The organism is Mesorhizobium sp. M1365 (assembly GCF_040317865.1).
GTDB lineage: Bacteria > Pseudomonadota > Alphaproteobacteria > Rhizobiales > Rhizobiaceae > Mesorhizobium.
The window spans coordinates 71095-94758 of the sequence record NZ_JAMYLG010000007.1 but is presented as its reverse complement, the minus strand read 5'-3'; the positions used below and the strand labels follow the sequence as shown (position 1 = coordinate 94758).

General features: G+C 63.3%; 25 protein-coding genes and 1 pseudogene. 14 read left to right on the top strand and 12 right to left on the bottom strand.

Annotated features, from left to right (window positions below):
• Positions 1-62 precede the first annotated feature (62 nt).
• From ychF to NKH04_RS11140, 4 genes and pseudogenes are all read left to right on the top strand, one after another.
• Positions 63-1166, top strand: coding sequence for a redox-regulated ATPase YchF (gene ychF, locus NKH04_RS11155; RefSeq protein ID WP_352469740.1), 1104 nt, complete (start codon positions 63-65; stop codon positions 1164-1166).
• Positions 1167-1383: 217 nt separating this feature from the next.
• Positions 1384-2357: pseudogene (corA, locus tag NKH04_RS11150) on the top strand (magnesium/cobalt transporter CorA).
• Positions 2358-2490: 133 nt separating this feature from the next.
• Positions 2491-2952, top strand: coding sequence for a MaoC family dehydratase (locus NKH04_RS11145; protein ID WP_352921116.1), 462 nt, complete (start codon positions 2491-2493; stop codon positions 2950-2952).
• Entirely contained in the window at positions 2949-3419 is a 471-nt protein-coding gene (locus NKH04_RS11140; RefSeq protein ID WP_352921114.1) for a MaoC family dehydratase, read from the top strand. Before NKH04_RS11145 ends, NKH04_RS11140 begins: the two co-directional genes overlap by 4 nt.
• A gap of 46 nt (positions 3420-3465) precedes the next feature.
• Here NKH04_RS11140 and NKH04_RS11135 read toward each other — a convergent pair whose 3' ends face one another.
• From NKH04_RS11135 to petA, 4 genes are all read right to left on the bottom strand, one after another.
• Positions 3466-4011 (bottom strand): adenine phosphoribosyltransferase, encoded by a 546-nt coding sequence (locus NKH04_RS11135; protein ID WP_352469734.1) that lies wholly within the window; start codon positions 4009-4011, stop codon positions 3466-3468.
• Positions 4012-4224: 213 nt separating this feature from the next.
• Positions 4225-5097 carry a cytochrome c1 gene (locus tag NKH04_RS11130; RefSeq protein WP_352541009.1) on the bottom strand — a complete coding sequence of 291 codons (873 nt, stop codon included), beginning with the start codon at positions 5095-5097 and terminating at the stop codon, positions 4225-4227.
• 89 nt (positions 5098-5186) lie between these two features.
• Positions 5187-6488 carry a cytochrome b gene (locus tag NKH04_RS11125; RefSeq protein ID WP_353044344.1) on the bottom strand — a complete coding sequence of 434 codons (1302 nt, stop codon included), beginning with the start codon at positions 6486-6488 and terminating at the stop codon, positions 5187-5189.
• 16 nt (positions 6489-6504) lie between these two features.
• On the bottom strand, positions 6505-7065 hold the full coding sequence (gene petA / locus NKH04_RS11120; RefSeq protein ID WP_352921111.1) for a ubiquinol-cytochrome c reductase iron-sulfur subunit: 561 nt from the start codon (positions 7063-7065) through the stop codon (positions 6505-6507).
• 281 nt (positions 7066-7346) lie between these two features.
• On the opposite strand from petA, the gene NKH04_RS11115 reads away from it, so the two are divergent.
• Complete coding sequence (locus tag NKH04_RS11115) at positions 7347-7703, top strand: cupin domain-containing protein (RefSeq protein WP_352819963.1); 357 nt, start codon at positions 7347-7349, stop codon at positions 7701-7703.
• 27 nt (positions 7704-7730) lie between these two features.
• Here the strand turns inward: NKH04_RS11115 and NKH04_RS11110 are convergent, their stop codons facing one another.
• Genes NKH04_RS11110 through NKH04_RS11095 form a run of 4 tightly spaced genes read right to left on the bottom strand, consistent with a single transcriptional unit; the run spans position 7731 to position 12407 of the window.
• Positions 7731-8045 (bottom strand): DUF6665 family protein, encoded by a 315-nt coding sequence (locus NKH04_RS11110; RefSeq protein ID WP_352819916.1) that lies wholly within the window; start codon positions 8043-8045, stop codon positions 7731-7733.
• A gap of 22 nt (positions 8046-8067) precedes the next feature.
• Complete coding sequence (locus NKH04_RS11105) at positions 8068-9951, bottom strand: ABC transporter ATP-binding protein (RefSeq protein ID WP_352819915.1); 1884 nt, start codon at positions 9949-9951, stop codon at positions 8068-8070.
• The gene (locus NKH04_RS11100; RefSeq protein WP_352921109.1) at positions 9948-11837 is read right to left on the bottom strand and encodes an ABC transporter ATP-binding protein; all 1890 of its coding nucleotides are present in this window, start codon (positions 11835-11837) and stop codon (positions 9948-9950) included. The genes NKH04_RS11105 and NKH04_RS11100 overlap by 4 nt, the downstream gene beginning before the upstream one ends.
• Positions 11838-11864: 27 nt before the next feature.
• Positions 11865-12407 carry a hypothetical protein gene (locus NKH04_RS11095; protein ID WP_352469727.1) on the bottom strand — a complete coding sequence of 181 codons (543 nt, stop codon included), beginning with the start codon at positions 12405-12407 and terminating at the stop codon, positions 11865-11867.
• A 283-nt stretch (positions 12408-12690) separates the two neighbouring features.
• On the opposite strand from NKH04_RS11095, the gene NKH04_RS11090 reads away from it, so the two are divergent.
• The 3 genes from NKH04_RS11090 (at position 12691) to NKH04_RS11080 (ending at position 13972) form a co-directional block, all read left to right on the top strand.
• Complete coding sequence (locus NKH04_RS11090) at positions 12691-13149, top strand: tRNA (cytidine(34)-2'-O)-methyltransferase (RefSeq protein ID WP_352541004.1); 459 nt, start codon at positions 12691-12693, stop codon at positions 13147-13149.
• 132 nt (positions 13150-13281) lie between these two features.
• Positions 13282-13728 (top strand): redox-sensitive transcriptional activator SoxR, encoded by a 447-nt coding sequence (soxR, locus tag NKH04_RS11085; protein ID WP_352541003.1) that lies wholly within the window; start codon positions 13282-13284, stop codon positions 13726-13728.
• Positions 13729-13771: 43 nt separating this feature from the next.
• Positions 13772-13972: a hypothetical protein gene (locus NKH04_RS11080; protein ID WP_352819913.1), complete on the top strand. Its 201-nt coding sequence runs from the start codon at positions 13772-13774 to the stop codon at positions 13970-13972.
• Positions 13973-13978: 6 nt separating this feature from the next.
• Here NKH04_RS11080 and NKH04_RS11075 read toward each other — a convergent pair whose 3' ends face one another.
• Positions 13979-14236 carry a hypothetical protein gene (locus NKH04_RS11075; RefSeq protein ID WP_023679487.1) on the bottom strand — a complete coding sequence of 86 codons (258 nt, stop codon included), beginning with the start codon at positions 14234-14236 and terminating at the stop codon, positions 13979-13981.
• A 103-nt stretch (positions 14237-14339) separates the two neighbouring features.
• Here NKH04_RS11075 and hemF point away from each other — a divergent pair, with 103 nt between their 5' ends.
• From hemF to NKH04_RS11060, 3 genes are all read left to right on the top strand, one after another.
• Positions 14340-15254 carry an oxygen-dependent coproporphyrinogen oxidase gene (gene hemF / locus NKH04_RS11070; RefSeq protein ID WP_352819912.1) on the top strand — a complete coding sequence of 305 codons (915 nt, stop codon included), beginning with the start codon at positions 14340-14342 and terminating at the stop codon, positions 15252-15254.
• A gap of 257 nt (positions 15255-15511) precedes the next feature.
• Positions 15512-15772, top strand: coding sequence for a DUF1344 domain-containing protein (locus NKH04_RS11065; protein WP_352541000.1), 261 nt, complete (start codon positions 15512-15514; stop codon positions 15770-15772).
• A gap of 280 nt (positions 15773-16052) precedes the next feature.
• Positions 16053-16238 (top strand): DUF1059 domain-containing protein, encoded by a 186-nt coding sequence (locus NKH04_RS11060; RefSeq protein WP_023679490.1) that lies wholly within the window; start codon positions 16053-16055, stop codon positions 16236-16238.
• Positions 16239-16241: 3 nt separating this feature from the next.
• Here NKH04_RS11060 and NKH04_RS11055 read toward each other — a convergent pair whose 3' ends face one another.
• The 3 genes from NKH04_RS11055 to NKH04_RS11045 are packed head-to-tail and all read right to left on the bottom strand — an operon-like array spanning position 16242 to position 18782.
• Positions 16242-17510, bottom strand: a complete 1269-nt coding sequence (locus NKH04_RS11055; RefSeq protein WP_352819911.1) for a CCA tRNA nucleotidyltransferase — start codon at positions 17508-17510, stop codon at positions 16242-16244.
• Positions 17507-18139, bottom strand: coding sequence for a CoA pyrophosphatase (locus tag NKH04_RS11050; RefSeq protein WP_352541101.1), 633 nt, complete (start codon positions 18137-18139; stop codon positions 17507-17509). The genes NKH04_RS11055 and NKH04_RS11050 overlap by 4 nt, the downstream gene beginning before the upstream one ends.
• A 13-nt stretch (positions 18140-18152) precedes the next feature.
• The gene (locus NKH04_RS11045; protein ID WP_352683969.1) at positions 18153-18782 is read right to left on the bottom strand and encodes a DUF1285 domain-containing protein; all 630 of its coding nucleotides are present in this window, start codon (positions 18780-18782) and stop codon (positions 18153-18155) included.
• Between the two features lie 144 nt (positions 18783-18926).
• Between NKH04_RS11045 and NKH04_RS11040 the strand changes: the two genes are divergently transcribed.
• From NKH04_RS11040 to NKH04_RS11030, 3 genes are read left to right on the top strand one after another with little or no spacing between them, the layout of a single operon-like run.
• The gene (locus NKH04_RS11040) at positions 18927-19931 is read left to right on the top strand and encodes an AAA family ATPase (protein ID WP_352450525.1); all 1005 of its coding nucleotides are present in this window, start codon (positions 18927-18929) and stop codon (positions 19929-19931) included.
• Complete coding sequence (locus tag NKH04_RS11035) at positions 19931-20845, top strand: DUF58 domain-containing protein (protein ID WP_352540998.1); 915 nt, start codon at positions 19931-19933, stop codon at positions 20843-20845. The genes NKH04_RS11040 and NKH04_RS11035 overlap by 1 nt, the downstream gene beginning before the upstream one ends.
• Positions 20842-23664, top strand: coding sequence for a DUF4159 domain-containing protein (locus tag NKH04_RS11030; RefSeq protein WP_352819910.1), 2823 nt, complete (start codon positions 20842-20844; stop codon positions 23662-23664). The genes NKH04_RS11035 and NKH04_RS11030 overlap by 4 nt, the downstream gene beginning before the upstream one ends.

Here is a 23664-nt window from a genome sequence, read left to right as displayed (position 1 = left end):
TCATCGGGGCTTTCGCCCATAGCCCTGATTAAATTTCGATTTCCCGATAGGACCAGACAAAAATGGGTTTCAAATGCGGCATCGTTGGCTTGCCCAATGTCGGCAAGTCGACGCTCTTCAATGCGTTGACCAGGACGGCGGCGGCGCAGGCCGCCAATTATCCGTTCTGCACCATCGAACCGAATACCGGCGAGGTGGCGGTGCCCGATCCGCGCCTGCAGAAGATCGCCGCGATCGGCAAGTCGAAGGAGATCATCCCGACCCGCATCTCGTTCGTCGACATTGCCGGCCTGGTGCGTGGCGCCTCCAAAGGCGAAGGGCTTGGCAACCAATTCCTCGCCAACATCCGTGAGGTCGACGCCATCGTCCATGTGCTGCGCTGCTTCGAGGATGACGACGTCACCCATGTCGAGGGCCGCATCGATCCTGTCGCTGATGCCGAGACCGTCGAAACCGAATTGATGCTTGCCGACCTCGACAGCCTTGAGCGCCGCATCGTGCAGATCCGCAAGCGTGCCGCCGGCAAGGACAAGGAAGCAGCGACCGCACTTCCGATGATGGAAGCGGCGCTTGAACTGCTGCAGGCGGGCAAGCCCGCCCGCATCCTGCTCAACGGCATCTCGGCTGAGGATCTACGCATCCTGCAGGGGCTGAATCTCTTGACCTCACACCCGGTGCTTTACGTCTGCAACGTCGCGGAAGCCGATGCCGCCACCGGCAACGCGCATACCAGGGCGGTCGAGAAGATGGCCGCCGCGCAAGGTGCCCGCACCGTTGTGATTTCCGCGGCGATCGAGGCCGAGGTCGCCCAGCTCTCGGACGAAGAGGAAATGGAATTCCTGGCAACGCTCGGTCTGGACGAACCCGGCCTGAACAAGGTCATCCGCGCCGGCTACGAGCTGCTCCAGCTCATCACCTACTTTACCGTTGGCCCCAAGGAGACACGCGCCTGGACCGTGCACAAGGGCGCCAAGGCGCCGCAGGCGGCAGGCGTCATCCACACCGATTTCGAGCGCGGCTTCATCCGCGCCCAGACCATCGCCTATGAGGACTTCGTCAGGCTAGGCGGCGAAGTCGCGGCCAAGGAGGCCGGCAAGGCGCGCGACGAAGGCAAGGAGTATGTCGTCCAGGACGGCGACATCATGCTGTTCAAGTTCAACACCTGAACCGGCGAGGGAGCCCAATGGTCACCATTGCCGTCGCTCGATGACAAACTTCAAAGCAGGGTGTCGCAGTGCCTCTTGCGCTGCTTGACGGGCCATCGTGCGGGGTCTAAGGGGCCTCTGCACCGGCCTCGCGCCTCGCCTGCCCGTGTCCGTGCGATGTGACTGACGCGCCCCCTCCAAACGAACGCTCTTTGGCAACAGCAAGGGAGACCCGGCGATGATCAAGGCCTTCGTCGTCGACAATGATCGCCTGCGCCTGGTCGACGATCTCGTGCAAAACAGCGACACTGTCGTCTGGGTCGACCTCTTCAACCCGACAAAGGAAGAAGAGACGACAATCGAGACCTGGCTCGGCATCGCCGTTCCGACCCGCGAAGAGATGGAAGAGATCGAGATCTCGAGCCGTCTCTACGTCGAGGACGGCGCCTACTTCATGACCGCCATTCTGCCTGCGCAGACCGAGGTGAACGATCCCTTGATGTCGCCGGTCACCTTCGTGCTCGCCGGAAGCAGGCTGATCACCGTGCGTTACCACGAGCCGAAGGCGTTCAAGACCTTTCCGCTGCGCGCCGAGAAGGTGGCGACCGGCTGCACCAGCGGCGACACCATCCTGATCGGACTGCTGGAGGCGATCGTCGACCGCCTCGCCGACATTCTGGAGCGCGCCGGCCGCGACGTCGAGGCGATCTCGCGCGACATCTTCGAGGCACGCTCGACCAAGGTTTCCAAGCGCAACCGCGACTTCCAGGAGCTGTTGAAAGGCATTGGCCGCAAGGAGGACCTCGCCTCCTCGATCCGCGACAGCCTAATCTCGCTGCAGCGCCTTGCCGGCTTTCTCGCCCATGCCTCCACGCAAAGCAGGATGAGCAAGGATACCCGCGCTCGCATCAAGACCTTGTCGCGCGACGTGCTGTCGCTCGCCGACCACGCCACGTTCCTGTCGCAGAAGATCAGCTTCCTGCTCGACGCGACGCTCGGCATGATCTCGATCGAGCAGAACGCCATCATCAAGATCTTCTCCGTCGCCGCTGTCATCTTCCTGCCGCCGACGCTTGTCGCTTCGTCTACGGCATGAATTTCGACATCATCCCTGAGCTCAAATGGCACTTTGGCTATCCCTTCGCCATCGGCATGATGGTGCTTTCGGCAATCCTGCCCTTCTGGTATTTCCGCCGCCGCGGCTGGCTATAGGGTCGTCAATACCGCGCTGCGGCTTGGCGCAGCGGGCTGGCGCAATAGAAATTGCTTGACCAAATGCCGCCCTGCCTGCATCCGGGACCCGGACCCGTAGCGATCGTACAATCCTGAACAGGATTTCCAGACCATGACCGCAAAAACCTGGGCTTATGAGGATTTTGTCGAGGGCGCTTCGCTCGACCTCGGCACCAAGCTGGTAAGCGCCGCCGAAATCATAGAATTCGCCAACGAGTTCGATGCCCAGCCGATGCATCTCGACGAGGCCGCGGGCAAGGCCAGCATCCTCGGCGGGCTGGCGGCTTCGGGCTGGCACACCTGCGCCATGTTCATGCGCATGCTGTGCGATGCCTTCCTGCTCGACTCGACCTCCCAGGGCGCGCCGGGCGTCGACCAGGTCAAATGGAAACGGCCGGTCCTGGCCGGCGACCTGTTGACCGGCAGCACCACCGTCCTTGCCAAGCGAGTGTCCAGATCGAAACCCCGCCTTGGCCTGGTGACCATGCGCAGCGAGTTGTTCAACCAGCGCGGCGAAGGTGTTTTCGAGCTCGAAAACACCGTCATGTTCCTCACCCGCGAGGGCAGTGCGTGAGCCTCGACGAATTCTTCTGCATCGGTATCACCGTCACGCTCGGTTCGCATCGATTCGAACCGGAGGCGATCAAGGCGTTCGCCCGCAAATACGATCCGCAGATATTCCATATCGATGAAGAGGCGGCGAGGAACAGCATATTCGGCGGGCTCTGCGCCTCGGGCTGGCACACCGCCGCCACCTGGATGAAATTGAACCTCCAGGCTGGCATAGAGGCAGAGGTCGCCCGCTGGCCCGGTCCCGGGCCGGTGCCCGAATTCGGTCCCTCGCCCGGCTTCAAGAACCTCAAATGGCCCAAACCTGTCTATGCCGGGGAAACCGTGACTTTCACCCGCACCGCGCTGGCCCATCGCCCCATCGCCTCGCGACCGGGCTGGCGGCTGCTGACGCTCCGCTCGGAGGCCTTCGATTCGAGCGGCGACAAGGTCATCGAATTCGAAAGTGCCGTGCTGGTGAAGGTGGAGTGAGCGGAGTTCTTCCCTTCTCTACAAGAAGGGGAGAAGGAAGAAACGCTCAATGCCCCTCAAACCCGATCAGCGTCCTCACCGGTACGCCGAGCGCCTCTAACCTCTCGCGGCCGCCAAGGTCCGGCAGGTCGATGACGAAGCAGGCGGCGAGGATGTCGGCGCCGATCTGCCGCAATAGCTTGACGGCCGCCTCGGCCGTGCCGCCGGTGGCGATCAAATCGTCGACGAGGATTACCTTCTCGCCTGGAGAAACACCGTCTTTGTGCATCTCCATCTCGTCCAGCCCGTATTCCAGGCTGTAGGCGACGCGCACCGTCTCGGAAGGCAACTTGCCCTTCTTGCGGATCGGCACGAAGCCGGCCGAGAGCTGGTGGGCGATGGCGCCGCCGAGGATGAAGCCGCGCGCCTCGATGCCGGCGATCTTGTCGATCTTGAGGCCGGCATAGGGATGCACCAGTTCGTCGATGGCGCGGCGGAAGGCCCGCGCATTGCCGAGCAGCGTGGTGATGTCGCGAAACAGGATGCCCGGCTTGGGATAATCCGGAATGGTGCGGATCGCGGCAAGCAGCGTCTCTTCGAGCGAGGATTTCATCAAGCGGCTCTCCGGGCCTTTCAGATTCGGCTGAAGACGTGAAGGGAATGGGCCAATCGTAACCCGGTGCAGCTAAGTCCGGCTACCGCCATGTGACGCCTGACGGAAAATTGTCCGGCAAAAGGGCCACTCTGCGCCGGCAGCGATGAATCGACATGCCTGCAATGAGAAGGGCGTCTTTCGACGCCCTCGCATTCTCGTAAATCGCAGGGCTCAGTGCGCCACGCCGGCCCACACCTTGCGCTTGGTCAGGTAGACCAGTGCGCCGAACAGCAGCAGGAAGACCAGTACGCGAAAGCCGGTCTTCTTGCGGTCCTCGAGGTGTGGCTCGGCCGCCCACATCAGGAAGGCCGACACGTCACGCGAATACTGGTCGACCGTCTGCGGCGCGCCGTCATCATAGGTTACCTGGCCGTCAGAGAGCGGCTTCGGCATCTTCAGCGACACGCCGGACAGGAAGTACGGATTGTAGTACGTGCCTTCTGGTATGACCATGCCCGCCGGCGGCTGCTGGTCGTAGCCGGTCAGCAGCGAGTGGATGTAGTCGGGGCCGCCCTGGGCATACTGGGTAAAGATATCGAAGACGAAGCGCGGGAAGCCGCGTTCGACCCCGCGCGCCTTTGCCAGCAGCGACATGTCGGGCGGTGCTGCGCCGCCATTTGCCGCCGCCGCCGCCTCCACATTGGGGAACGGCGCCGGGAAATGGTCGGACGGCTTGCCGGGACGATCGAACATGTCGCCGGCATCGTTCGGTCCGTCATGGATCGTATATTCGGCCGCCAGCGTCTTGATCTGCGCATCCGAATAGCCAAGGCCCACCAGTGTACGGAACGCCACCAAATTCATCGAATGGCAGGCCGAGCAGACTTCCTTGTAGACCTTCAGCCCGCGCTGCAGCTGGGCCTTGTCGTAGGTGCCGAATGGCCCGGCGAAGCTCCAATCCATTTCCTCCGGTTCGTGTATCGGGAAATGCGTCGGCGCCGCCTCATTGTGCGCCTCTTCCTGGGCGCTGGCTCCAGTGCTTGCGGCACCCATGCCCGCGGCCAAAAGGCCAAGCAGCGCCAGCGAGGAGAGAATCTTCTTCATGCCAAATCCCCTTGAGATTCTCTGACGCGCCGTCACCGTCTCGAGCATGACCTTGTCCGAGTACCGGTTTCCACTTTTCGGAATCATGCTCAGCCCTTGGTTTCCGGCGCGGTCGTGGCGCCGGCAGGATGTCCACCGCCGCCCTTGTTCTTCTCGAGCACCGCCTCGGTGATCGAGTTCGGCAGCCGCCGCGGCTTTTCGATCAGCCCGAGCACCGGCAGCGCTACCAGGAAGAAGGCGAAGTAGAACAGCGTCGCCATCTGCGCCATGAATACATAGCTGCCCTCGGCCGGCTGCGAGCCCAGCCAGCCGAGCAGGATGGCGTCGGCCACGAACAGCCAGAAGAACAGCTTGTACCAGGGCCGGTAGACTGCCGAGCGCACCTTCGAGGTGTCGAGCCACGGCACCAGGAACAGCATGACAATCGCGCCGAACATGCAGAGCACGCCGCCGAGCTTGGAGTTGATGGGCCCGATATTGAAGGTGATAGCGCGCAGGATCGCGTAGAACGGCAGGAAGTACCATTCCGGCACAATGTGGGCCGGCGTCTTCAGGGGGTTGGCAACGGTGTAATTGTCCGGATGGCCGAGATAGTTCGGCAGATAAAAGACGAAATAGGCGAAGACGAACAGGAACACGATCATGCCGAACCCATCCTTGATGGTCGCGTAAGGCGTGAAGGCGAGCGTGTCGGTCTTCGATTTGACCTCGATGCCGGTCGGATTGTTCTGGCCGCCGACGTGAAGCGCCCAGATGTGCAGCACGACAACGCCGGCGATCATGAACGGCAGCAGGTAATGCAGCGCAAAGAAGCGGTTCAGCGTCGGATTGTCGACCGCGAAGCCGCCGAGCAAAAGCTGCTGGATCCAGTCGCCGACCAGAGGTATGGCGGTGAAGAAACCGGTGATGACGGTGGCGCCCCAGAAGCTCATCTGGCCCCAGGGCAGCACGTAGCCCATGAATCCGGTCGCCATCATCAGCAGGTAGATGATACAGCCGAGGATCCACAGCAGCTCGCGCGGCGCCTTGTAGGAGCCGTAGTAGAGCCCGCGGAAGATATGGATGTAGACGGCGACGAAGAAGAACGACGCGCCGTTCGAATGCAGGTAGCGCAGCAGCCAGCCCGAATTCACGTCGCGCATGATCTTTTCGACCGAATCGAAGGCGAGAGTGCTGTCGGCCGCATAGTGCATGGCCAGCACGATACCGGTCAGGATCTGCGCCGCCAACATAAGCGCAAGGATGCCGCCGAAGGTCCAGGCATAGTTCAGGTTGCGCGGCACCGGATAGGCGATGAAGCTGTCATAGACCAGCCGCGGGAGCGGCATGCGGGAATCGAACCAGCGTCCGATACCGGTCTTGGGCGTATAGGTCGAGTGTCCCTCGCTCATCGAAATATCCCTTGCCTCAGCCGATACGGATCTTGGTGTCGGAAACGAATTGAAACACCGGCACCGCCATGTTCTCCGGCGCCGGTCCCTTTCGGATGCGGCCGGCCGTATCGTATTGCGAACCGTGGCATGGGCAGAACCAGCCGCCGAAATCGCCTTCCTGGCCGAGCGGGATGCAGCCGAGATGGGTGCAGACCTGGACCATCACTATCCAGGCTTCCTTGCCCGGCGTGGTCCGGTTGGCGTCGGTTGCCGGCGCGTCGGCCGGCAGGTTGGCATTGCGGGCAATTGGATCCTTGAGTTCGGCGAGATTGACCGCCTCGGCGTCCTTCATCTCCTTTTCGGTGCGGTTGCGCACGACAACCGGCTTGCCGCGCCACTTCACGACGAGCGACATTCCCGGCGTCAGCGAGGAGACGTCGACCTCGACCGAGGCGAGCGCCAGCGTCGAGGCATCCGGGCGCATCTGGTCGATGAATGGCCAGGCAACGGCGCCCGCGCCGACCACTGCGGCCATGCCGGTGGCGACGTAGAGAAAATCACGACGGTTGGGATCCTGGGTGTCGGTTGCGCTCACGGGTGCCTGATCCTTTCGCCTCTTCCGTGCCGGCGGCCGAGCCTTGTTCCCCGCTCAATCGCGCCGGCCCGACAGCGCATGGCGAACAGGCTAGCGAATTCCTCCGGCATTTGGGACTTGGGTTTATGCGTGAAGCCTGTTTTTGTCCAGACGGGTGAAGGCACAAGGGCAGATTGTCGCGGGGGCGTAATTCGCACGGCGGAACGATTGGAAAACAGCAGCAAAACCAAATGGCTGCGTTCGCCTCGACAGCTGGCGCTGGCCCGGTTTATCCTCGGCCTATGGCGCATGTCATAGACCGCGGCAAATGGGCCGAAGCGCCCGACCGCTGGCCCGACCACTGGCAGGGCGAGCTGCAAGGCGGAGCTTACGGCTCCCGCAGCTGCCTGATCTTCAACTACCTGCCCGAGATCGGCGGCGGCCCCAGGCTGCACAGCCATCCCTATTGCGAGATTTTTATTATCCGGACCGGCACCGGCCTGTTCACCGTCGGCGACCGGCAGATCGAGGCCACCGCCGGCCAGATCCTGGTCGTACCGCCGAACACGCCGCACAAATTCACCAATGTCGGGCCCGGCCCGCTGGAAACCACCGACATACACGAGAACGGCAGCTTCATCACCGAGTGGCTGGAATAACGCTTCTCAAACCAGTTCCGGTTCGGATCATGCGCTGGCGCCGAGCCTGGCCAGCACGGCGTTGGGAATGTTGTATTCCCGGATCACCGCGTCGTGCTTGCGAAGGCCGCAGAGTTCGCGCTGGATGAAATACCCGTGCACCGCTTCGGCTGCATCCCTGAGCAGCCGGGCGCGGTCGACATCGTCGCAATTCTCGCGCAGCCTCGTCAATGTTTCCTCGACGCGCCGGCCGGCGCGGCCGAGCGCGGCCGCCTTCTCGCCGAGGATTTCATGGCCAAGCAGGTCCAACGCGCTCTCCTGCGCGCCGGACCGTCCGAAATTCGATGGCATTCTCACCGCCATGGTCTACTCCGGTCTTTAGAAACTACTCCGCCGGCCGGGTCTCGGCCAGCGCGCTCTCCTCGTTGAACAGGAAACCTCCGGACTGCCGCTTCCACAGCCTGGCATAGAGCCCGTCGAGCCCGACCAGCTCGTCATGCGTGCCTTGCTCGACGATGCGGCCCTCGTCGAGCACCACCAGCCGGTCGAGTGCCGCAATGGTCGACAGCCGATGCGCGATGGCGATGACCGTCTTGCCTTCCATCAGCCTTGCCAGATTTTCCTGGATCGCCGCCTCGATGTCGGAATCGAGCGCCGAGGTCGCCTCATCGAGCACCAGGATCGGCGCATCCTTGAGGAAGACGCGGGCGATCGCCACGCGCTGGCGCTGGCCGCCGGAGAGCTTGACGCCGCGCTCGCCGACATAGGCCTCGTAGCCGATACGATCGCGATTGTCGCGCAGACCGAGGATGAACTCGTGCGCCTCGGCCTTCTTCGCTGCCGCGACCACCTCGGCGTCGGTCGCTTCCGGCATGCCGAGCTTGATGTTGTCGCGCAGCGAGCGGTGGAAAAGTGCCGTATCCTGGCTGACGACGCCGATATTGGCGCGCAGCGAATTCTGCGTGACCCTGGAGACGTCCTGCCCGTCAATGGTGATCTTGCCGCTCTCGAGGTCGTAGAGGCGCAGGATCAGATTGACCAAGGTCGTCTTGCCGGCGCCGGACGGGCCGACCAGGCCGACCTTTTCGCCCGGCCGCACGACGAGGTCGATGCCGTTGAGCACGCCGGACCCCTTGCCGTAGTGGAACTCCACATTGCTGACGTTGATGCGCCCGCCGCCGACGACAAGCTCTTTCGCGTCCGGCGCATCGGTCAGGCCGAGCGGCTGTGAGATCAGCGCCTTGGAATTCTCCAGCACGCCGAGGTTCCGCAAGATGCCGTTGAGCTGCATCATCAGCCGGCCGAGCAGCATGTTCAGCCGCAGCACCAAAGACAGCGTGAAAGCCACGGCGCCGACTGTGATCGCACCCTCGACCCAGAGATAAACGGCAAAGCAGGCGATCGCCGTGATCATAATGCCCGACAGCATCGTCAGCGCCATGCGCACGCCGGTCAGCCTGCGGGTGAACGGGCGCAGCGCGTCGAGATAGATGTCGAAGCCGTTCCTGATGTAGCGGTCGTCGCCATCGGCCGAGAACAGTTTCAACGTCTGCACGTTCGAATAGGAATCGACAAGGCGGCCGGTGATCATCGAGCCGGCTTCGGCGGTGGCTTCGGCATGTTTGCGGATTGCCGGCAAATAGCGCCTGGCCAGAAAGCCGAAGGCGGTAATCCAGATCACCACCAGCACCGCCAGCCGGAGATCGAGCCCGGCGACCAGCGCCAGCGTCGTCACCGTATAGACGACCATGAACCAGACCACCTCGATGAAGCTTTCCATCAGATCGCCGGTCGCCTGTCCCGCCTGCCAGACCTTGGTCGCGATACGCCCGGCAAAGTCGTTCTGGAAGAAGGCGTAGGATTGGCGCGAGACATGGCGATGCGCCTGCCAGCGCACCAGATTATAGAAACCCGGCGTGATCGTCTGCTCGTCGACCAGCGCCGACAGGCCGACGACAATGGTGCGGATGACCAGCACCACCGCGATCATGAAGACAAGTTCCGGGCCGGCGGCAGTCCACAGAGCGTGCCAGCTGCGTTCACCGGGAAGCTGGTCGAGGATGTCGACCAGCCGCCCGACGAAATAGAACAGTCCGGCTTCGACCAGTGGCGCGATGCCGCCGATCACCAGCATGGCGAAGAAGGCGATCTTCGCCTGCCCGACATAATGCCAGAGGAAACCCCTGACGCCGGCAGGTGGGCGAAGGTCCGCAGGCTCGCGGAATGGATAGACCCAGTTCTCGAACCAGCGGTAGATGGCAGTCATCATTCGGCGGCTTCACCCTTGGCGATTGCATCGTTGGCGGCTGCATCGTTGGCGGAGGGGCCGTCGTCGAGCAGGAAGCCGCCCGACTGGCGCTGCCAGAGCTGGGCATAGAGCCCGCCGCTGGCAACCAGTTCCTCATGCGAACCTTCCTCGATGACGCGGCCCTTGTCCATAACGACGAGCCGGTCCATGGCGGCGATCGTCGACAGCCGGTGCGCAATGGCGATGACGGTCTTGCCTTGCATCAGTCTGTAGAGGTTCTCCTGGATGGCCGCCTCGGCCTCGGAATCGAGGGCGGAGGTCGCTTCGTCGAGGATAAGGATTGGTGCGTCCTTCAGCATGACACGGGCTATGGCGATGCGTTGCCGCTGGCCGCCGGACAATTTGACGCCGCGATCACCGACATGCGCGTCGAAACCCTTTCGACCGTTAGAATCCGACAATCCGGCGATGAAATCCAGCGCCTCGGCGCGCCGCGCCGCCTCGATCAGCATCTGGTCGCTGGCGTCCGGCCGGCTATAGAGGATATTCTCGCGCACCGAGCGATGCAGCAGCGAGGTGTCCTGCGTGACCATGCCGATCTGGGCGCGCAGCGAGTCCTGCGTCACCGCCGCAATGTCCTGGCCGTCGATCAGGACCTTGCCGCTTTCGAGGTCATAGAAGCGCAACAGAAGATTGACCAGCGTCGACTTGCCGGCACCCGAACGGCCGACGATGCCGACCTTCTCGCCCGGCTTCACCGTCAGCGACAGGCTTTCGATCACGCCCTTCTGCTTGCCATAGTGGAAGCGGATGTCCTCAAAACGGATCTCCCCCTTGGTCACGGCAATATCGTTGGCGCCAGGCCGGTCTTCGACGAGGCGCGGCAGCGAGATCGAGGCGATGCCGTCCTGCACCGTGCCGATATTCTCGAACAGCGTGGACATCTCCCACATGATCCATTGCGACATGCCCCAGAGCCGAAGCACGAGGCCGATGACCAGGGCGACGGCGCCGATCGTCACGACTTGGCCGAGCCACAGCCATAGCGAGATTGCAGTGACCGAAAACAACAGCAGCGAATTCAGGACGTAGAGCAGGCCGTAGAGCTGCGTCACCAACCGCATCGACCGGTAGACTGTATCGAGAAAGCCGGCCATACCGTCCTTGGCGAAGGATGCCTCGCGCCGCGCATGCGAGAACAGCTTGACCGTCTGGATGTTGGAGTAGCTGTCGACGACACGGCCGGTCATGGTTGAGCGCGCATTAGCCTGCTCCTCGCCGACCTTGCCCAGCCGCGGGATGAAATAGCGCAACAGCAGGACATATCCGGCAAGCCAGACGGCAAGCGGCGCAGCCAGCCGCCAGTCTGCCGAGCCGACAATGAACAGCATGCCGAGAAAATAGACGACGATATAGTTGAGCACATCGATGAGCTTGATGACGCACTCGCGCACCGCGAGCGCGGTCTGCATCAGCTTGGTCGCGATGCGCCCGGCAAACTCGTCCTGATAGAAGCTCATCGACTGCTTGAGCAGGTAACGATGCACCTGCCAGCGGATACGCATCGGATAATTACCCATCAGCGTCTGCTGGTTGAGCAGCGAATGGAACCAGACCGTCGCCGGCAGCGCGAAAACCACGATGAAGGCCATCCCGGCCAGCTTCAAGCCTTCGGTCTGCAGGAACGTCTCGCGATTCTGTCCGGACAGCCAGTCGACGATCCGGCCCATGAAGCCGAACATCCACACCTCGGCAAGGGCGATGGCCGTCACCAGTACCGCATCGAGAGCGATGTAGGGCCACGCGCCGCGCGTATAATGCACGCAGAAGGCGATCAGTGTCCGCGGCGGCTCGACCGGCTCCTTGGCAGGGAACGGATCGAGCCTTTTTTCAAACCAGCTAAACATAGAGATGCTCACAATACCTGTTTCCGCTCACGCGGCACGCGAACGGACGGGGTGCCCAGACCGCATGGCGTCAAGGACCGGCGATACGGAATCGTCCGCCTCGCCGGTCCTGCTTCGCGCTATATAGGTTGTCGCGGGCCTTTCGCCGACAGTCTCGTTTGACGATGCTGACGACGTTTTGACGATCCGGATTTTCGCGCTGGTTTTTGCACCAGGCCGGATCAGCCTGATGATCCGGCGCACCAGCGACGGCCGGCTATAGTCCGGAACGGCGCGCGAGAAATCGACGTCCGGCAGCATACCGCGATGCGGACGCCGGCGGGTCTCGGCGTGAACCGCCGACGAGTAGGTCTCGCCGATCAAAAGCGCCCAGGTCGCAGTCTTCCGCTCGTGCAGGCTTCTTGAGCCGGGTATTCTACAGGGATCGAACATCGGTCCGTCCTCCAGTTGAAGATGCAGGTAGAAGGGTGAACCAACCCAGGCCGCGGGCACGCGCGGCGCGGCAAAGGTGGCATCGGTCGAAGCGTGTTCAGGTGGGGCGTTCAGCCCCTTCCACAGCTTGAAAAACATCGCAGGATTCCTTCAAAGGCCGAAAAAGGTTTCGGCGGGAATCGGTGCGATTGAAGTCTAGAAGGTCAGGAGAATCGTCGTACCGAAACCGCCGTCGGGCTGGTAAGCCCACGAGAGGGGTGGTGGATGTGCATGGCCATCATGAATTACCCCTCCGTCGGTTCGGGTTGACAATGCTGGCCGTATAACCGACTTCGCAGAAAATGACCACCCGCCAGTCCAGGAATTTCCGAAACCGCGAGAGCTCTGTGGCTGATCTGCCACTTATTAGAAAGACGCGGAAATGAACGACCGTCTCCGCATCGCGCTCTACCAGCCTGATATCGCCGGCAACACCGGGACAATCCTGCGCTTCGCCGCTTGCCTCGGTCTCGGCGTCGACATCATCGAACCGGCGGGCTTCCCGCTCGGTGACCGGGCGCTGAAACGGGCCGGCATGGACTACCTCGAAATGGCGGCGCTCACCCGGCACGTCGACTGGCACGCCTTCGAGGACTGGCGCAAGCTTGCCAAGCGGCGGCTGGTGCTGCTGTCGACCAAAGCCACGACCCCTTACACCAGCTTCGCCTTCGGCGATGACGACATTCTTCTGTTCGGCCGCGAATCCGCAGGCGTTCCGGATCTTGTTCATCAAGCGGCGAATGCCCAATTGACCATTCCCATGCAAGACGCTGCGCGCAGCATCAACGTCGCGCTTTCCGTCGCCATGGTGGCGGGTGAAGCCATCCGGCAACTCGGATAACGGCACTCCGTCTCCCGTCATCCTGGCCCAGGCGCACATCACCATCTCCTTGGTTTGCAGATCCCGGGTTTCTTCGCTACAAGCTCAACTTAACTTTAGGTCAAGCGAAAAAATCGGAACGGAAAAAGAGGGATGGCACCGGTAACGGAATTGACGGTCGGCCAAGTGGCCATGCGCAGCGGTGTGGCGGTGTCGGCGCTACATTTCTATGAGGCCCGCGGGCTGATCCGCAGCCACCGGACGTCAGGCAACCAGCGGCGCTACGGCCGCGACGTGCTGCGCCGTGTCGCGATCATCAAGGTAGCGCAGGAGGTCGGTATCTCACTGGCCGAGATCGGCACGGCCCTTGCGTCACTGCCTGAGGGCCGGACGCCGACGCGCGAGGATTGGAACTTGCTTTCGACCGCCTGGCGCGACGGGCTCGACCACAAGATCGCCCAGCTGAAGAAACTGCGCGACGGGCTGACCGACTGCATCGGCTGCGGCTGCATGTCGATCGACAAGTGCCCGTTGAGGAACAAGGGCGACCGGCTGGCAAGGGAGGGGACCGGGGCGCGGCGGCTGATTGTTGCATCCTAAATGGAAGCAGTGCGATTATGGTGCGATACGGAAGGGAACCTCAGTGCTGGGACATCTAATCCAAGCAGAAGAAGAGACACAGCTCATCGTGATCTATCGGATCGATTCCGGCGGCATGCCAACGCCCTATACGTCCTTGAGCTTCGATGAGGCGCAGAAAATGGGCTTCGAAAAATTCGGCAAGCTACTTGGTGAGAACCTAATTCTAGATTCTCCAAAATTGCGCGATCTATTTTTGTCGTGACATCCCTTAATCTGCTGCCGGCAACCGTCGTATCGTGAACTCGATCACGTCGCCCGGCCGCTCGAACCAGCTTTCGATCTCGGTCCAATAGGCCTGCTTGGGAAAGCGCTCGAACCATTCCTTCGCCTTGAGACGAGCGTCGGAGCGCGGCAGCACGAAGGTCTCGCGCAGGAAGCCGTCGCGCGGCATGCGCGCGTTCTCGGCGCGCGAACGGTCGAGCCTCTTCTTCAGGCCATCCAGCGGCGGTCTTGCCGGGGTGCGCACGAATGAACTCCATTCTGACTTGACCCTTGCACCCAAGAGATTAGGGATCGCGGCCGGAAAAGACGAGTCATTTGTCGGGCGCGCCCGCAACCGGAGACAGGATTTGCAACGACCCGAGATACCGGCGGGGCTGCCAGCCGACATCGAACAGAAGAAGACGAAGGCACGGCTGTGGTTCGAGACGTTGCGCGAGCGCATCTGTGCCAGCTTCGAGCAGATCGAGCAGGACCTGCAGGGGCCGCAGGCTAGCTGGTCGCCCGGCCGCTTCGAAAAGACGCCGTGGCAACGCGATGCCGGCAAGGGCGGCGGCGGTATCATGTCGATGATGCACGGCCGCGTCTTCGAGAAGGTCGGCGTCCACACCTCGACCGTCCACGGCGAGTTCTCCCCCGAATTCAGGAAGCAGATGCCGGGCGCCGAAGAGGACCCCTCCTTCTGGGCAAGCGGCATTTCGCTGATCGCCCATCCGTGGAACCCCAACGTGCCGGCCGTGCATATGAACACGCGCATGGTCGTCACCTCGCGCCAGTGGTTCGGCGGCGGCGCCGATCTGACACCGGTGCTCGACCGCCGCCGCAGCCAGGACGACCCCGACACGATCACCTTCCACAGAGCGATGCAATTTGCCTGCGAGAAGAACGCGGCGATCGCCGACTACGTGAAATTCAAAGCCTGGTGCGACGAGTACTTCTACCTGCCGCACCGTGACGAGCCACGCGGTACCGGCGGTATCTTCTTCGACTGGCTGCATTCGGATGAGGACAAAGGCGGCTGGGACGCCGATTTCAACTTCGTCCAGGACGTCGGGCGATCTTTTCTCGTCGTCTACGAACATCTGGTGCGCGCCAACTTCAATGACAACTGGACCGATGGCGACCGTGACGAGCAGCTCATCCGCCGCGGCCGTTATGTCGAATTCAACTTGCTTCACGATCGCGGCACCATCTTCGGGCTAAAGACCGGCGGCAATGTCGCCTCGATCCTGTCCAGCCTGCCGCCAGAAGCGAAATGGCCGTAAAATCTCGGTGAGCACGACGTGAGCCGCAATCGGGTCCAAATCCCCAGAATTTGACGGCGAATGTGGCGCAAGACGCGCCAGAAAATATCTTTTTCGTCTAATATATCATTGTAAAGATTGGGCTATTTGTCGCGTCGGGCCGGGAAACGCCGGCGGTTCTTTACTCCCGAGAGCCGCGACCCGACGTGACCGGACGGCCCATGATTGAATCGGGCACCTTTCCCAAGCGGTGCCCGTATTTTCCAGGAGAGCATGCCATGCGCAAGCTTATTATGACCGCAGCCGCCACTGCCGTTCTCGCCTCTGGTACTGCCGCATTCGCTGCGGTCAAGCACACCACCGGCACGATCAAAAGCTTTGATGGAACGGCGATGAGCCTAGTTCTGGATAACGGAGCCACCTTTACGTTGCCCCAGACCTTCAAGGATCCTGGCCTGAAGGTCGGCGAAAAGGTCCGCGTCACGTGGGATATGAGCGGCAAGGATAAAATTGCCGAGGCAGTCAAGATCGTGAAGTGATGTCCTGCCCGCTGGAGCAAGACGAGGTCTTACTCCTGGGTGGCGTAAGAGGGCGGAGCAGCGATGCTCCGCCTTTTCGCAACCCGATCACCAGAGGGCCGCGTGTCGGCTTGGACGCACGGCACTCTAAGGCAACCAAAACCGTTCGATCGTGTTATGCTTAGCTGGCCAGCGTGTAGCCCGGATACCGTACGCGGTTTCCGGATCGCGCAATCAAAGGTCTGGAGCTTCCGTGTCAGTGCGCTGCGCGGCGCTCCAAGGAGGAGATGAGGAGAAGCCGATGAAGGAATTCCATTGCGGGTCGCTCGTACCCGGCTGCGAGTGGCACACACGCGCCGAGGAGGAGGCTGAGGTCATGCGCCGTGCCGTCGAGCATCTGCGCGAGACGCACGGCGAGACGGTGATCCGCGAGACGATGATCGAGGCGATCCGCTCGCGCATCGAAAAGGTCCGCGACGCAGCGTGACGGTCAGGATTCGAGTGCCTCCGCGGCGCGCTTGAGCAGCGCGCCGCGATCAAGCGCAAAACCGGACTCGACCCATTCCTTTTCGAGATTCTTCAACGTTGCACCAAGCTTCGGCCCCGGTGATGCGCCAAGCGTCGTCAGATCGGCGCCCTTGACCGGAAAAACAGGGTTTTGCCATTTTGCAGCGAAGGCAAGCAGGCGCGAGAAGCCGCCGGCTTCGAGCAGTGCGTCATTGTCTTCGACCGCGCGGGCTCGAGCGGAAGCGAGCAACAGCCGCAACCGGTCGACAAAGCCTTGGCGGTCGCCAAAATAAAGCCTTTTCGCCAACTCTCCTTCAGTCGTTTTCGGATCGACGGCAGCCGTGATCGCCCAATTCCGCAGCCGGCTTGCTTCGCTCACGGAAAGCCTCAATCTCTCGGCAAGCGTTTTCATGCGCGCGGCATCCGGCGGCACGATGGATTCCAGCCTGAGCAGCGGGTCCGGCGCCCAGGCCAGGTCCTTCTCGGTCTTGGTCAGCCCGTGGATGGCATCGATGCCCCATTTCTCGCTTTCCGGCAAAACGGCGGTCAGAACGCCGGCCTGGCGCATCCACAGCAGCGCCCGCGACGGATCTGGCGCCGACAGCAATTTCTTCAATTCCCACCAGACGCGCTCGACCGAAAGCTGGTCGAGCCCCTGCTTCAGCCGAGCACAAGCCTTCAACCCTTCGGCATCCGGCCTACCGTCGCCATACCATGCGAAGAAACGGAAGAAACGCAGGATGCGCAGATAATCCTCGCGGATACGGGCTTCCGGATCGCCGATGAATCGCAGCCTCCGCGCTTCGATATCGGCGATACCGCCGACCAGATCGACGACCGTTCCATCGGCTTCGGCATAGAGTGCATTGATGGTGAAATCACGCCGCTCAGCGTCGGCTTTCCAGTCGCGGCCGAACGACACTTTGGCGCGCCGGCCGTCGGTTTCGATATCGGCACGCAGCGTGGTGACCTCATAGGCCTTGCCGTGGCCGACCGCGGTGACTGTGCCATGCTCGATGCCGGTCGGTACCGTCTTGAAGCCTGCCGCCTCGGCGCGCCGGATGGTTTCCTCGGGCACCGTGGTGGTGGCGATGTCGATGTCGGCGACCGGCTGGCCGATGAGCGTGTTGCGCACCGCACCGCCGGCGACACGCGCCTCCTCGCCGCCATCAGTCAGCGCCGCGAGCAGGCGCTGCAGGTGGCGTTCGCCGAGCCACCCGGCCTTGCCCGCGATCGACACTGGATCGCTCACGAATAGAGCCTTTCATAAAGCGTACGGATGATGCCCGCGGTGACGCCCCAGATGCGCTGGCCGCCATAGGGCATCTCGTAATAGAACCATTCGAGGTCGTTCCACATGCGACTGTCTCTGGTGTGGTTGGCGGGGTCCATCAGAAAGCCCAGCGGCACCTCGAAGACGGCATGGACTTCGTCGGAATTCAGCGTCAGGCTGAAACCGGGCCGCACAATCCCGAGCACCGGGGCGATGCGATAGCCGCTGCCGGAAACGTAGTCCGGCAGACGGCCGACGATCTCGATGTAATCCCTATCGAGACCGATCTCCTCGAATGTCTCGCGCAACGCCGCCGCTTCCGGGCTCGCATCGGTTTGATCGATGGTACCACCGGGGAAAGCCACCTGCCCCGAATGGTTGCGCAGCTTTTCGGCCCGCCTGGTCAAAAGGACCGTGGCTTCATGGCCATGATCGACCACCGGGATCAGCACGGCGGCATCGCGCAGCGCCTTGGCCAGCTTCAGCCTGGGATGGCCCGGATTGAAGCGGTGGTCGCCAAAATCGTCGCCGGCATGCGCCAGCGGCTGCGCCGCGACGCGCTGGCGAAACCCGGCAACGGAAAACGGCAACGGCATCACCTGATCCATCATAGGCGGTCCATCATGCGCTCAGCCGTTTCAGTTTCTCAGCCGGCATGATTGGATAGACCTCGCCTTTGGAACGGACGGCAAACATCCTCTTGCCACCGATGTCGATCTCTTCGCCGTGCTCGACCAGCTCGTACATCACCGGCCGTGCCACCAGCGCCTCCAGCCGCCCGCGCACCAGCACATAAGGCTTCAGGCCACCTGTCTCGTCCTCATCGACGAAGCGCAGCGGGTGTCCCGCCCCAGCCTCGACCACGTCGCCGACATTGGTGCGAAAGGTGATGATTTGTCCGTCGCCGGCGCCCGACACGTCCATCTCGACGGCAATGAAGGGCGCGTCGGCGACGCGGATGCCGACCTTTTCCACCGGCGTCACCAGGTAAGTCCTGCCGTCCACGTCCTTGCGCAGCACTGAGGAAAAAAGCTGCACCAGCGGCATCCGGCCGATCGGCGTTCCCAGATAGAACCAGGTGCCGTCCTGCTTGATTTCCATGTCGAGATCGCCGCAAAATGCCGGATTCCAGCGTTCCACCGGCGCCGGCCCCTTACCGGCGCGCGTCGCGCGCGAGACCAGCGCTTCCAGCCCCCGCGCCTCGGTCGCGGCCGTCAGGCTCTCTTCACGATGGTCGGCGGCTTCCGTCATGGTCACGAAATAGTCACTGTTGTTCCGCTTGTCAGCCTAAGTCTGTGATTTAAGTTCATTGCAGGCGCATGCGAAGCCGAATCGCGGCATTCTCTGCGGCACCAAGGTGCCAAGCGGTGTTTCCAACAGAAGGATCGATGCTGCATGAGCGTTATGATCAAGGAAAGCCCAATCAGCGAAAAGGACATGGTGGCGCAGGCCGAGAAAGCGCTGGCCGACATTTCGAGGGTCCGTGACGGCGTCGGCCGGGTCATTTTCGGCCAGGAAAGCGTCGTCGAGCGCACGCTCGTCGCATTGCTGGCCGGCGGCCATGCACTGCTGGTCGGCGTGCCCGGCCTCGCCAAAACCAAGCTGGTCGAAACGCTGGGCATCGTGCTCGGCCTCGATTCGCGCCGCATCCAGTTCACGCCCGACCTGATGCCATCCGACATTCTCGGCTCCGAAGTGATGGAGCAGGATGAATTCGGCAAGCGCTCCTTCCGCTTCATTTCCGGGCCGATCTTTGCGCAACTGCTGATGGCCGACGAGATCAACCGCGCCTCGCCACGCACCCAGTCGGCGCTGCTGCAGTCGATGCAGGAATACCACGTCACCATTGCCGGCGTGCGCCATGATCTGCCGTCACCGTTCCACGTTCTGGCGACGCAGAACCCGCTGGAGCAGGAAGGCACCTATCCGCTGCCGGAAGCGCAGCTCGACCGCTTCCTGATGCAGGTCGATATCCTCTACCCCGAGATCGAGGCGGAGCGCCGCATCCTGCTGGAAACCACCGGTATCGAGGATGCCAAGGCTGAAAACGTGCTGCAGCCGGCGCGGCTGAAGGACATCCAGACGCTCATCCGCCGTATGCCGGTGCCGGAAAGCGTCGTCGAGGCGATCCTCAAGCTGGTGCGCTCAGCGCGCCCCGGCCAGGGCAACGCCGATACCGACAAGCACGTCGCCTGGGGCCCAGGCCCGCGCGCCAGCCAGGCGCTGACGCTGTGCACCCGCGCCCGCGCCCTCTATGACGGCCGGCTGGCGCCGTCGGTCGACGACGTCCGCGCGCTGGCCGAGCCGGTGCTGCAGCACCGCATGGCGCTTACCTTCGCCGCCCGCGCCGAGGGCACCACGGTTCGCGATGTTGTGGCGAAGCTCGCGAAAGGGATTTGATGGCGCGCATCGGTGAAGCGCAGGCACCGGCAGCGACGCGCGATGCGCTCGCCAGAGGCCGGTTGCGGGCTTCGTTGGTGCCGGACCTGCTGGTCGAGGCGCGCCGCATCGTCAACACGGTAATTGCCGGCTGGCATGGCCGCCGCAAGCGCGGTATCGGCGAGAATTTCTGGCAGTTCCGGCCCTATGTCGAAGGCGATTCCTCGCGCATTGACTGGCGCCGTTCCGCTCGCGACGACCACACCTATGTCCGCGACCGTGAATGGGAGGCTGCCCACACGGTGTGGCTGTGGGCCGATCCCTCGCCTTCCATGCTCTACAAATCGACCGGGGCCAGCGTTTCCAAGGAATCGCGCGCCCTGGTGCTGACGTTGGCCATGGCCGAGCTTTTGTCGCGCAGCGGCGAGCGCATTGCCTGGCCGGGCCTGACCGACCCGTTCACCGCCCGCAATGGCGCCGAGCGCATCGCGGCGCAACTGATGCACGCCGGCGACCTGCCGGCAAAGCCCGATCTATCCGGCATTCGCCGGTTCTGCGACATCGTCCTCGTCAGCGATTTCCTCGACCCCGTCGAGGACACTATTGCGTGGCTGGACGTTCCCGCCCGCCACGGCGTGCGCGCCCATCTGGTCGAGGTCGCCGATCCGGCCGAGGAAAGCTTCCCCTATGCCGGGCGCACCGAATTCACCGATCCTGAGACCGGCGACAAGCTGACCGCCGGCCGCGCCGAAATGCTGGGCGAGGAATATCGCCTGCTTTATGCCGCCCGCCGCCAGGAACTGGCCGCCTGGTGCAAACGGCTTGGCTGGAGCTTTACCGTCAATCATACCGATCGCCTTGCCTCCGAGGCGCTGGTGCGCATCCACATGGCGATGACCGCCGAAGGCAGCTTTGCCGGGAGGGCCCGCGCATGAGTTGGCTGCCGCTCTCCTTCGGGGCGCCGATGGTGCTGTGGGGCCTGCTGGCGCTGCCGGTGATCTGGTGGCTTCTGCGGCTGACCCCGCCCAGGCCGCAAGCCGAGGTGTTTCCGCCGCTCAGGATTCTCGCCCGCGTGCTGAGGCGCGAAGAAACGCCGCAGCAGAGCCCTTGGTGGCTGACGCTGCTCAGGCTGCTGATGGCCGCGCTTGTCGTGGCAGCACTTGCCGAACCCGTCTTCAACCCGCGCGAAAAGCTGCCGGCCGAAGGCGCCGCCCTGGCGCTGGTGATCGACAATGACTGGGCAAGTGCCGCCGACTGGGGCAAGCGGGTCGCCACCGCCGAGCGGCTGATCGCCGATGCCAATTCGAACGGCGTGCCGGTGCTCATCGCTTTCACCGCCGAGAAGCCGAATGCCGAGATCGGTCCCTTCGATGCCGCTGCCGCGCTCGACCGGCTGCGCGCGGCAAAGCCGCGGCCGATCCCGACCGACCGCCCCGCCGTCTACGCCCGCGTCGCGTCAGCCCTGGAGTCGCTGCCGGGCGCAAGCGTCGCAGTGCTCGCCGATGGCTTGGCGGCGCAAGGCGACGAAGCCGCCTTCAACACGTTGTTGTCAAAGAACGCGGCACGTGTCGTCTGGGCCGTCTCCGACCGGCTGTCGCTGACCGGCCTGACCGGCGCCGACAACCAGGTCGACGGCTTCGCCCTGACCGCCATCCGCGCACCGGGCGATCCGGCACCTGCACAGGTGACGGCCGGCGCGTTCGACGACAAGGGGCGCCGCATTGCCGACGCGACGCTGACCTTTGCCCCGGGCGGAACCACCGCAACCGGCACGATGGCGGTGCCGTTCGAACTGCGCAACGACTTCGCCTACATCGCGCTCGATGGCGAGCGCCAGGCCGGTGCCGTCCGCGTGCTCGATGAGAGCTCAAAACGCCGCCGCGTCGGGCTGCTGTCGCAGTCCGAGGCTGATCAGGCGCAACCGCTGCTGTCGCCGCTCTACTACATTCGCCGCGCCCTGCAGCCCTTCGCCGATCTCGTCGAGCCGTCGAGCGTCGATCTCGCCGACGCCATCCCGCAACTGCTCGACCAGAAACCGGCGATGATCGTCATGGCTGATGTCGGCACCATTCCGGAACAGGCGCGGCAGAGGCTGGTCGACTGGGTCGACAAGGGCGGCACGCTGGTGCGTTTTGCCGGTTCGCGGCTGGCCGCTGCCGGCAATGACGACGATCTGCTGCCGGTCCGGCTGCGCACCGGCGAGCGATCGCTTGGCGGCGCGCTGTCATGGACGGCGCCGCAGCCGGTCACCGAATTCCCGAAAACCGGTCCCTTCGCCGACCTCGCGCCGCCGACCGAGGTCACCGTTACCAGGCAGGTGCTGGCCGAGCCGACGCCCGACATTGTCGAGCGCACCTGGGCCACGCTTGCCGACGGTACGCCGCTGGTGACCGGGATGAAGAAGGACAAGGGCACCCTCGTACTGTTCCACGTCACCCCCGAGGCGACGTGGTCCAACCTGCCGATCTCCGGCAGCTTCGTCGAGATGCTGCGGCGCATCGTGCAATTGTCGCGCAACCAGGGCTCGGCGGTCGCCAATGCCGAGGCAGCCGCCACGTCGCTGGCACCCTATCGCATGATCGCTGCCGACGGCACGCTGGTGCCGCCGACGCCGGATGCCAGGCCGCTGGTGCCCGGCGCCGGCCCGCTGCCGGTGACGCTGGAAAACCCGCCCGGCCTCTACGGCTCGGAGACGGGAGTGTTCGCTCACAATCTGCTCGGTGGCGACAGCGCATTCACGCCGCTGACCCGGCCTGAAATCACGGTACCGGTCACCACCATCCAGTATGCCTTCGACGAGCAGCACAACCTCAAAGGTCCGCTTGTCACGGCCGCTCTGGTGCTGATGGTGCTCGACACGCTTGCCGTATTCTGGATGGGCGGCCTGTTGTCGCGCCGGCCGCGCCGTGCCGGCGCTGCGGCCACGGCAGCCGTCCTGCTGATTGCGCTCGGCGCTTTGATTGGCCACGCGGACGTCGCGCGCGCCGACGACGCCAAACCGGGAGATACGGAGGCGATCGGGGACATTTCAAAGACCCGGATCGCCTATGTGCTGACCGGCGAGCCGGGTGTCGATTCGATCAGCCGCGCCGGGCTCGAAGGCCTGACCCGCTTTCTTATCGAAAAAACCGCGCTCGAACCCGGAGCACCGGCCGGCGTCGACATCTCGAAGGACGAACTTTCCTTCTATCCGCTGATCTACTGGCCGATCGATCCCTCGGCCCCGATGCCCAGCGAGGCCGCCATCGCCCGCATCGACGCCTACATGCAGCAGGGCGGAACGGTCTTGTTCGACACCCGCGACCAGTTCGCCAATGGCATTGGTGCGGATTCGACCAGCCCGGCGACGGAGCGGCTGCGCGACATCCTCGGCAACCTCAACGTGCCACCGCTGGAGCCGGTGCCGTCGGACCACGTGCTGACCAAATCCTTCTATATCCTTCCGGAGTTTCCTGGCCGTTTTGCCGGCAGCCCGCTTTGGGTCGAGGCATCGCTCGAAGCCAGCAACACCGAGAACCGCCCGGTGCGCACCGGCGACGGCGTTTCTCCGATCATGATCACCGCCAATGATTTCGCCGGCGCTTGGGCCGTCGACGAGAATGGCGACCCGCTATTGCCGACGGTGCCTTCGGATCCGATGCAGCGCATCTATGCGCTGCGTGCCGGCGTCAACATTATGATGTACATGCTGACCGGCAACTACAAATCCGATCAGGTGCACGTCCCGGTGCTGCTCGAACGGCTGGGGCAATAG

Coding starts and splice junctions, on each gene's coding strand:
- ychF (WP_352469740.1), top strand. CDS start 63: ATGGGTTTCAAATGCGGCATCGTTGGCTTGCCCAATGTCGGCAAGTCG.
- NKH04_RS11145 (WP_352921116.1), top strand. CDS start 2,491: ATGACCGCAAAAACCTGGGCTTATGAGGATTTTGTCGAGGGCGCTTCG.
- NKH04_RS11135 (WP_352469734.1), bottom strand. CDS start 4,011: ATGAAATCCTCGCTCGAAGAGACGCTGCTTGCCGCGATCCGCACCATT.
- NKH04_RS11130 (WP_352541009.1), bottom strand. CDS start 5,097: ATGAAGAAGATTCTCTCCTCGCTGGCGCTGCTTGGCCTTTTGGCCGCG.
- NKH04_RS11125 (WP_353044344.1), bottom strand. CDS start 6,488: ATGAGCGAGGGACACTCGACCTATACGCCCAAGACCGGTATCGGACGC.
- NKH04_RS11115 (WP_352819963.1), top strand. CDS start 7,347: ATGGCGCATGTCATAGACCGCGGCAAATGGGCCGAAGCGCCCGACCGC.
- NKH04_RS11110 (WP_352819916.1), bottom strand. CDS start 8,045: ATGGCGGTGAGAATGCCATCGAATTTCGGACGGTCCGGCGCGCAGGAG.
- NKH04_RS11105 (WP_352819915.1), bottom strand. CDS start 9,951: ATGATGACTGCCATCTACCGCTGGTTCGAGAACTGGGTCTATCCATTC.
- NKH04_RS11100 (WP_352921109.1), bottom strand. CDS start 11,837: ATGTTTAGCTGGTTTGAAAAAAGGCTCGATCCGTTCCCTGCCAAGGAG.
- NKH04_RS11095 (WP_352469727.1), bottom strand. CDS start 12,407: ATGTTTTTCAAGCTGTGGAAGGGGCTGAACGCCCCACCTGAACACGCT.
- NKH04_RS11090 (WP_352541004.1), top strand. CDS start 12,691: ATGAACGACCGTCTCCGCATCGCGCTCTACCAGCCTGATATCGCCGGC.
- soxR (WP_352541003.1), top strand. CDS start 13,282: ATGGCACCGGTAACGGAATTGACGGTCGGCCAAGTGGCCATGCGCAGC.
- NKH04_RS11065 (WP_352541000.1), top strand. CDS start 15,512: ATGCGCAAGCTTATTATGACCGCAGCCGCCACTGCCGTTCTCGCCTCT.
- NKH04_RS11060 (WP_023679490.1), top strand. CDS start 16,053: ATGAAGGAATTCCATTGCGGGTCGCTCGTACCCGGCTGCGAGTGGCAC.
- NKH04_RS11050 (WP_352541101.1), bottom strand. CDS start 18,139: ATGGATCAGGTGATGCCGTTGCCGTTTTCCGTTGCCGGGTTTCGCCAG.
- NKH04_RS11045 (WP_352683969.1), bottom strand. CDS start 18,782: ATGACGGAAGCCGCCGACCATCGTGAAGAGAGCCTGACGGCCGCGACC.
- NKH04_RS11040 (WP_352450525.1), top strand. CDS start 18,927: ATGAGCGTTATGATCAAGGAAAGCCCAATCAGCGAAAAGGACATGGTG.
- NKH04_RS11035 (WP_352540998.1), top strand. CDS start 19,931: ATGGCGCGCATCGGTGAAGCGCAGGCACCGGCAGCGACGCGCGATGCG.
- NKH04_RS11030 (WP_352819910.1), top strand. CDS start 20,842: ATGAGTTGGCTGCCGCTCTCCTTCGGGGCGCCGATGGTGCTGTGGGGC.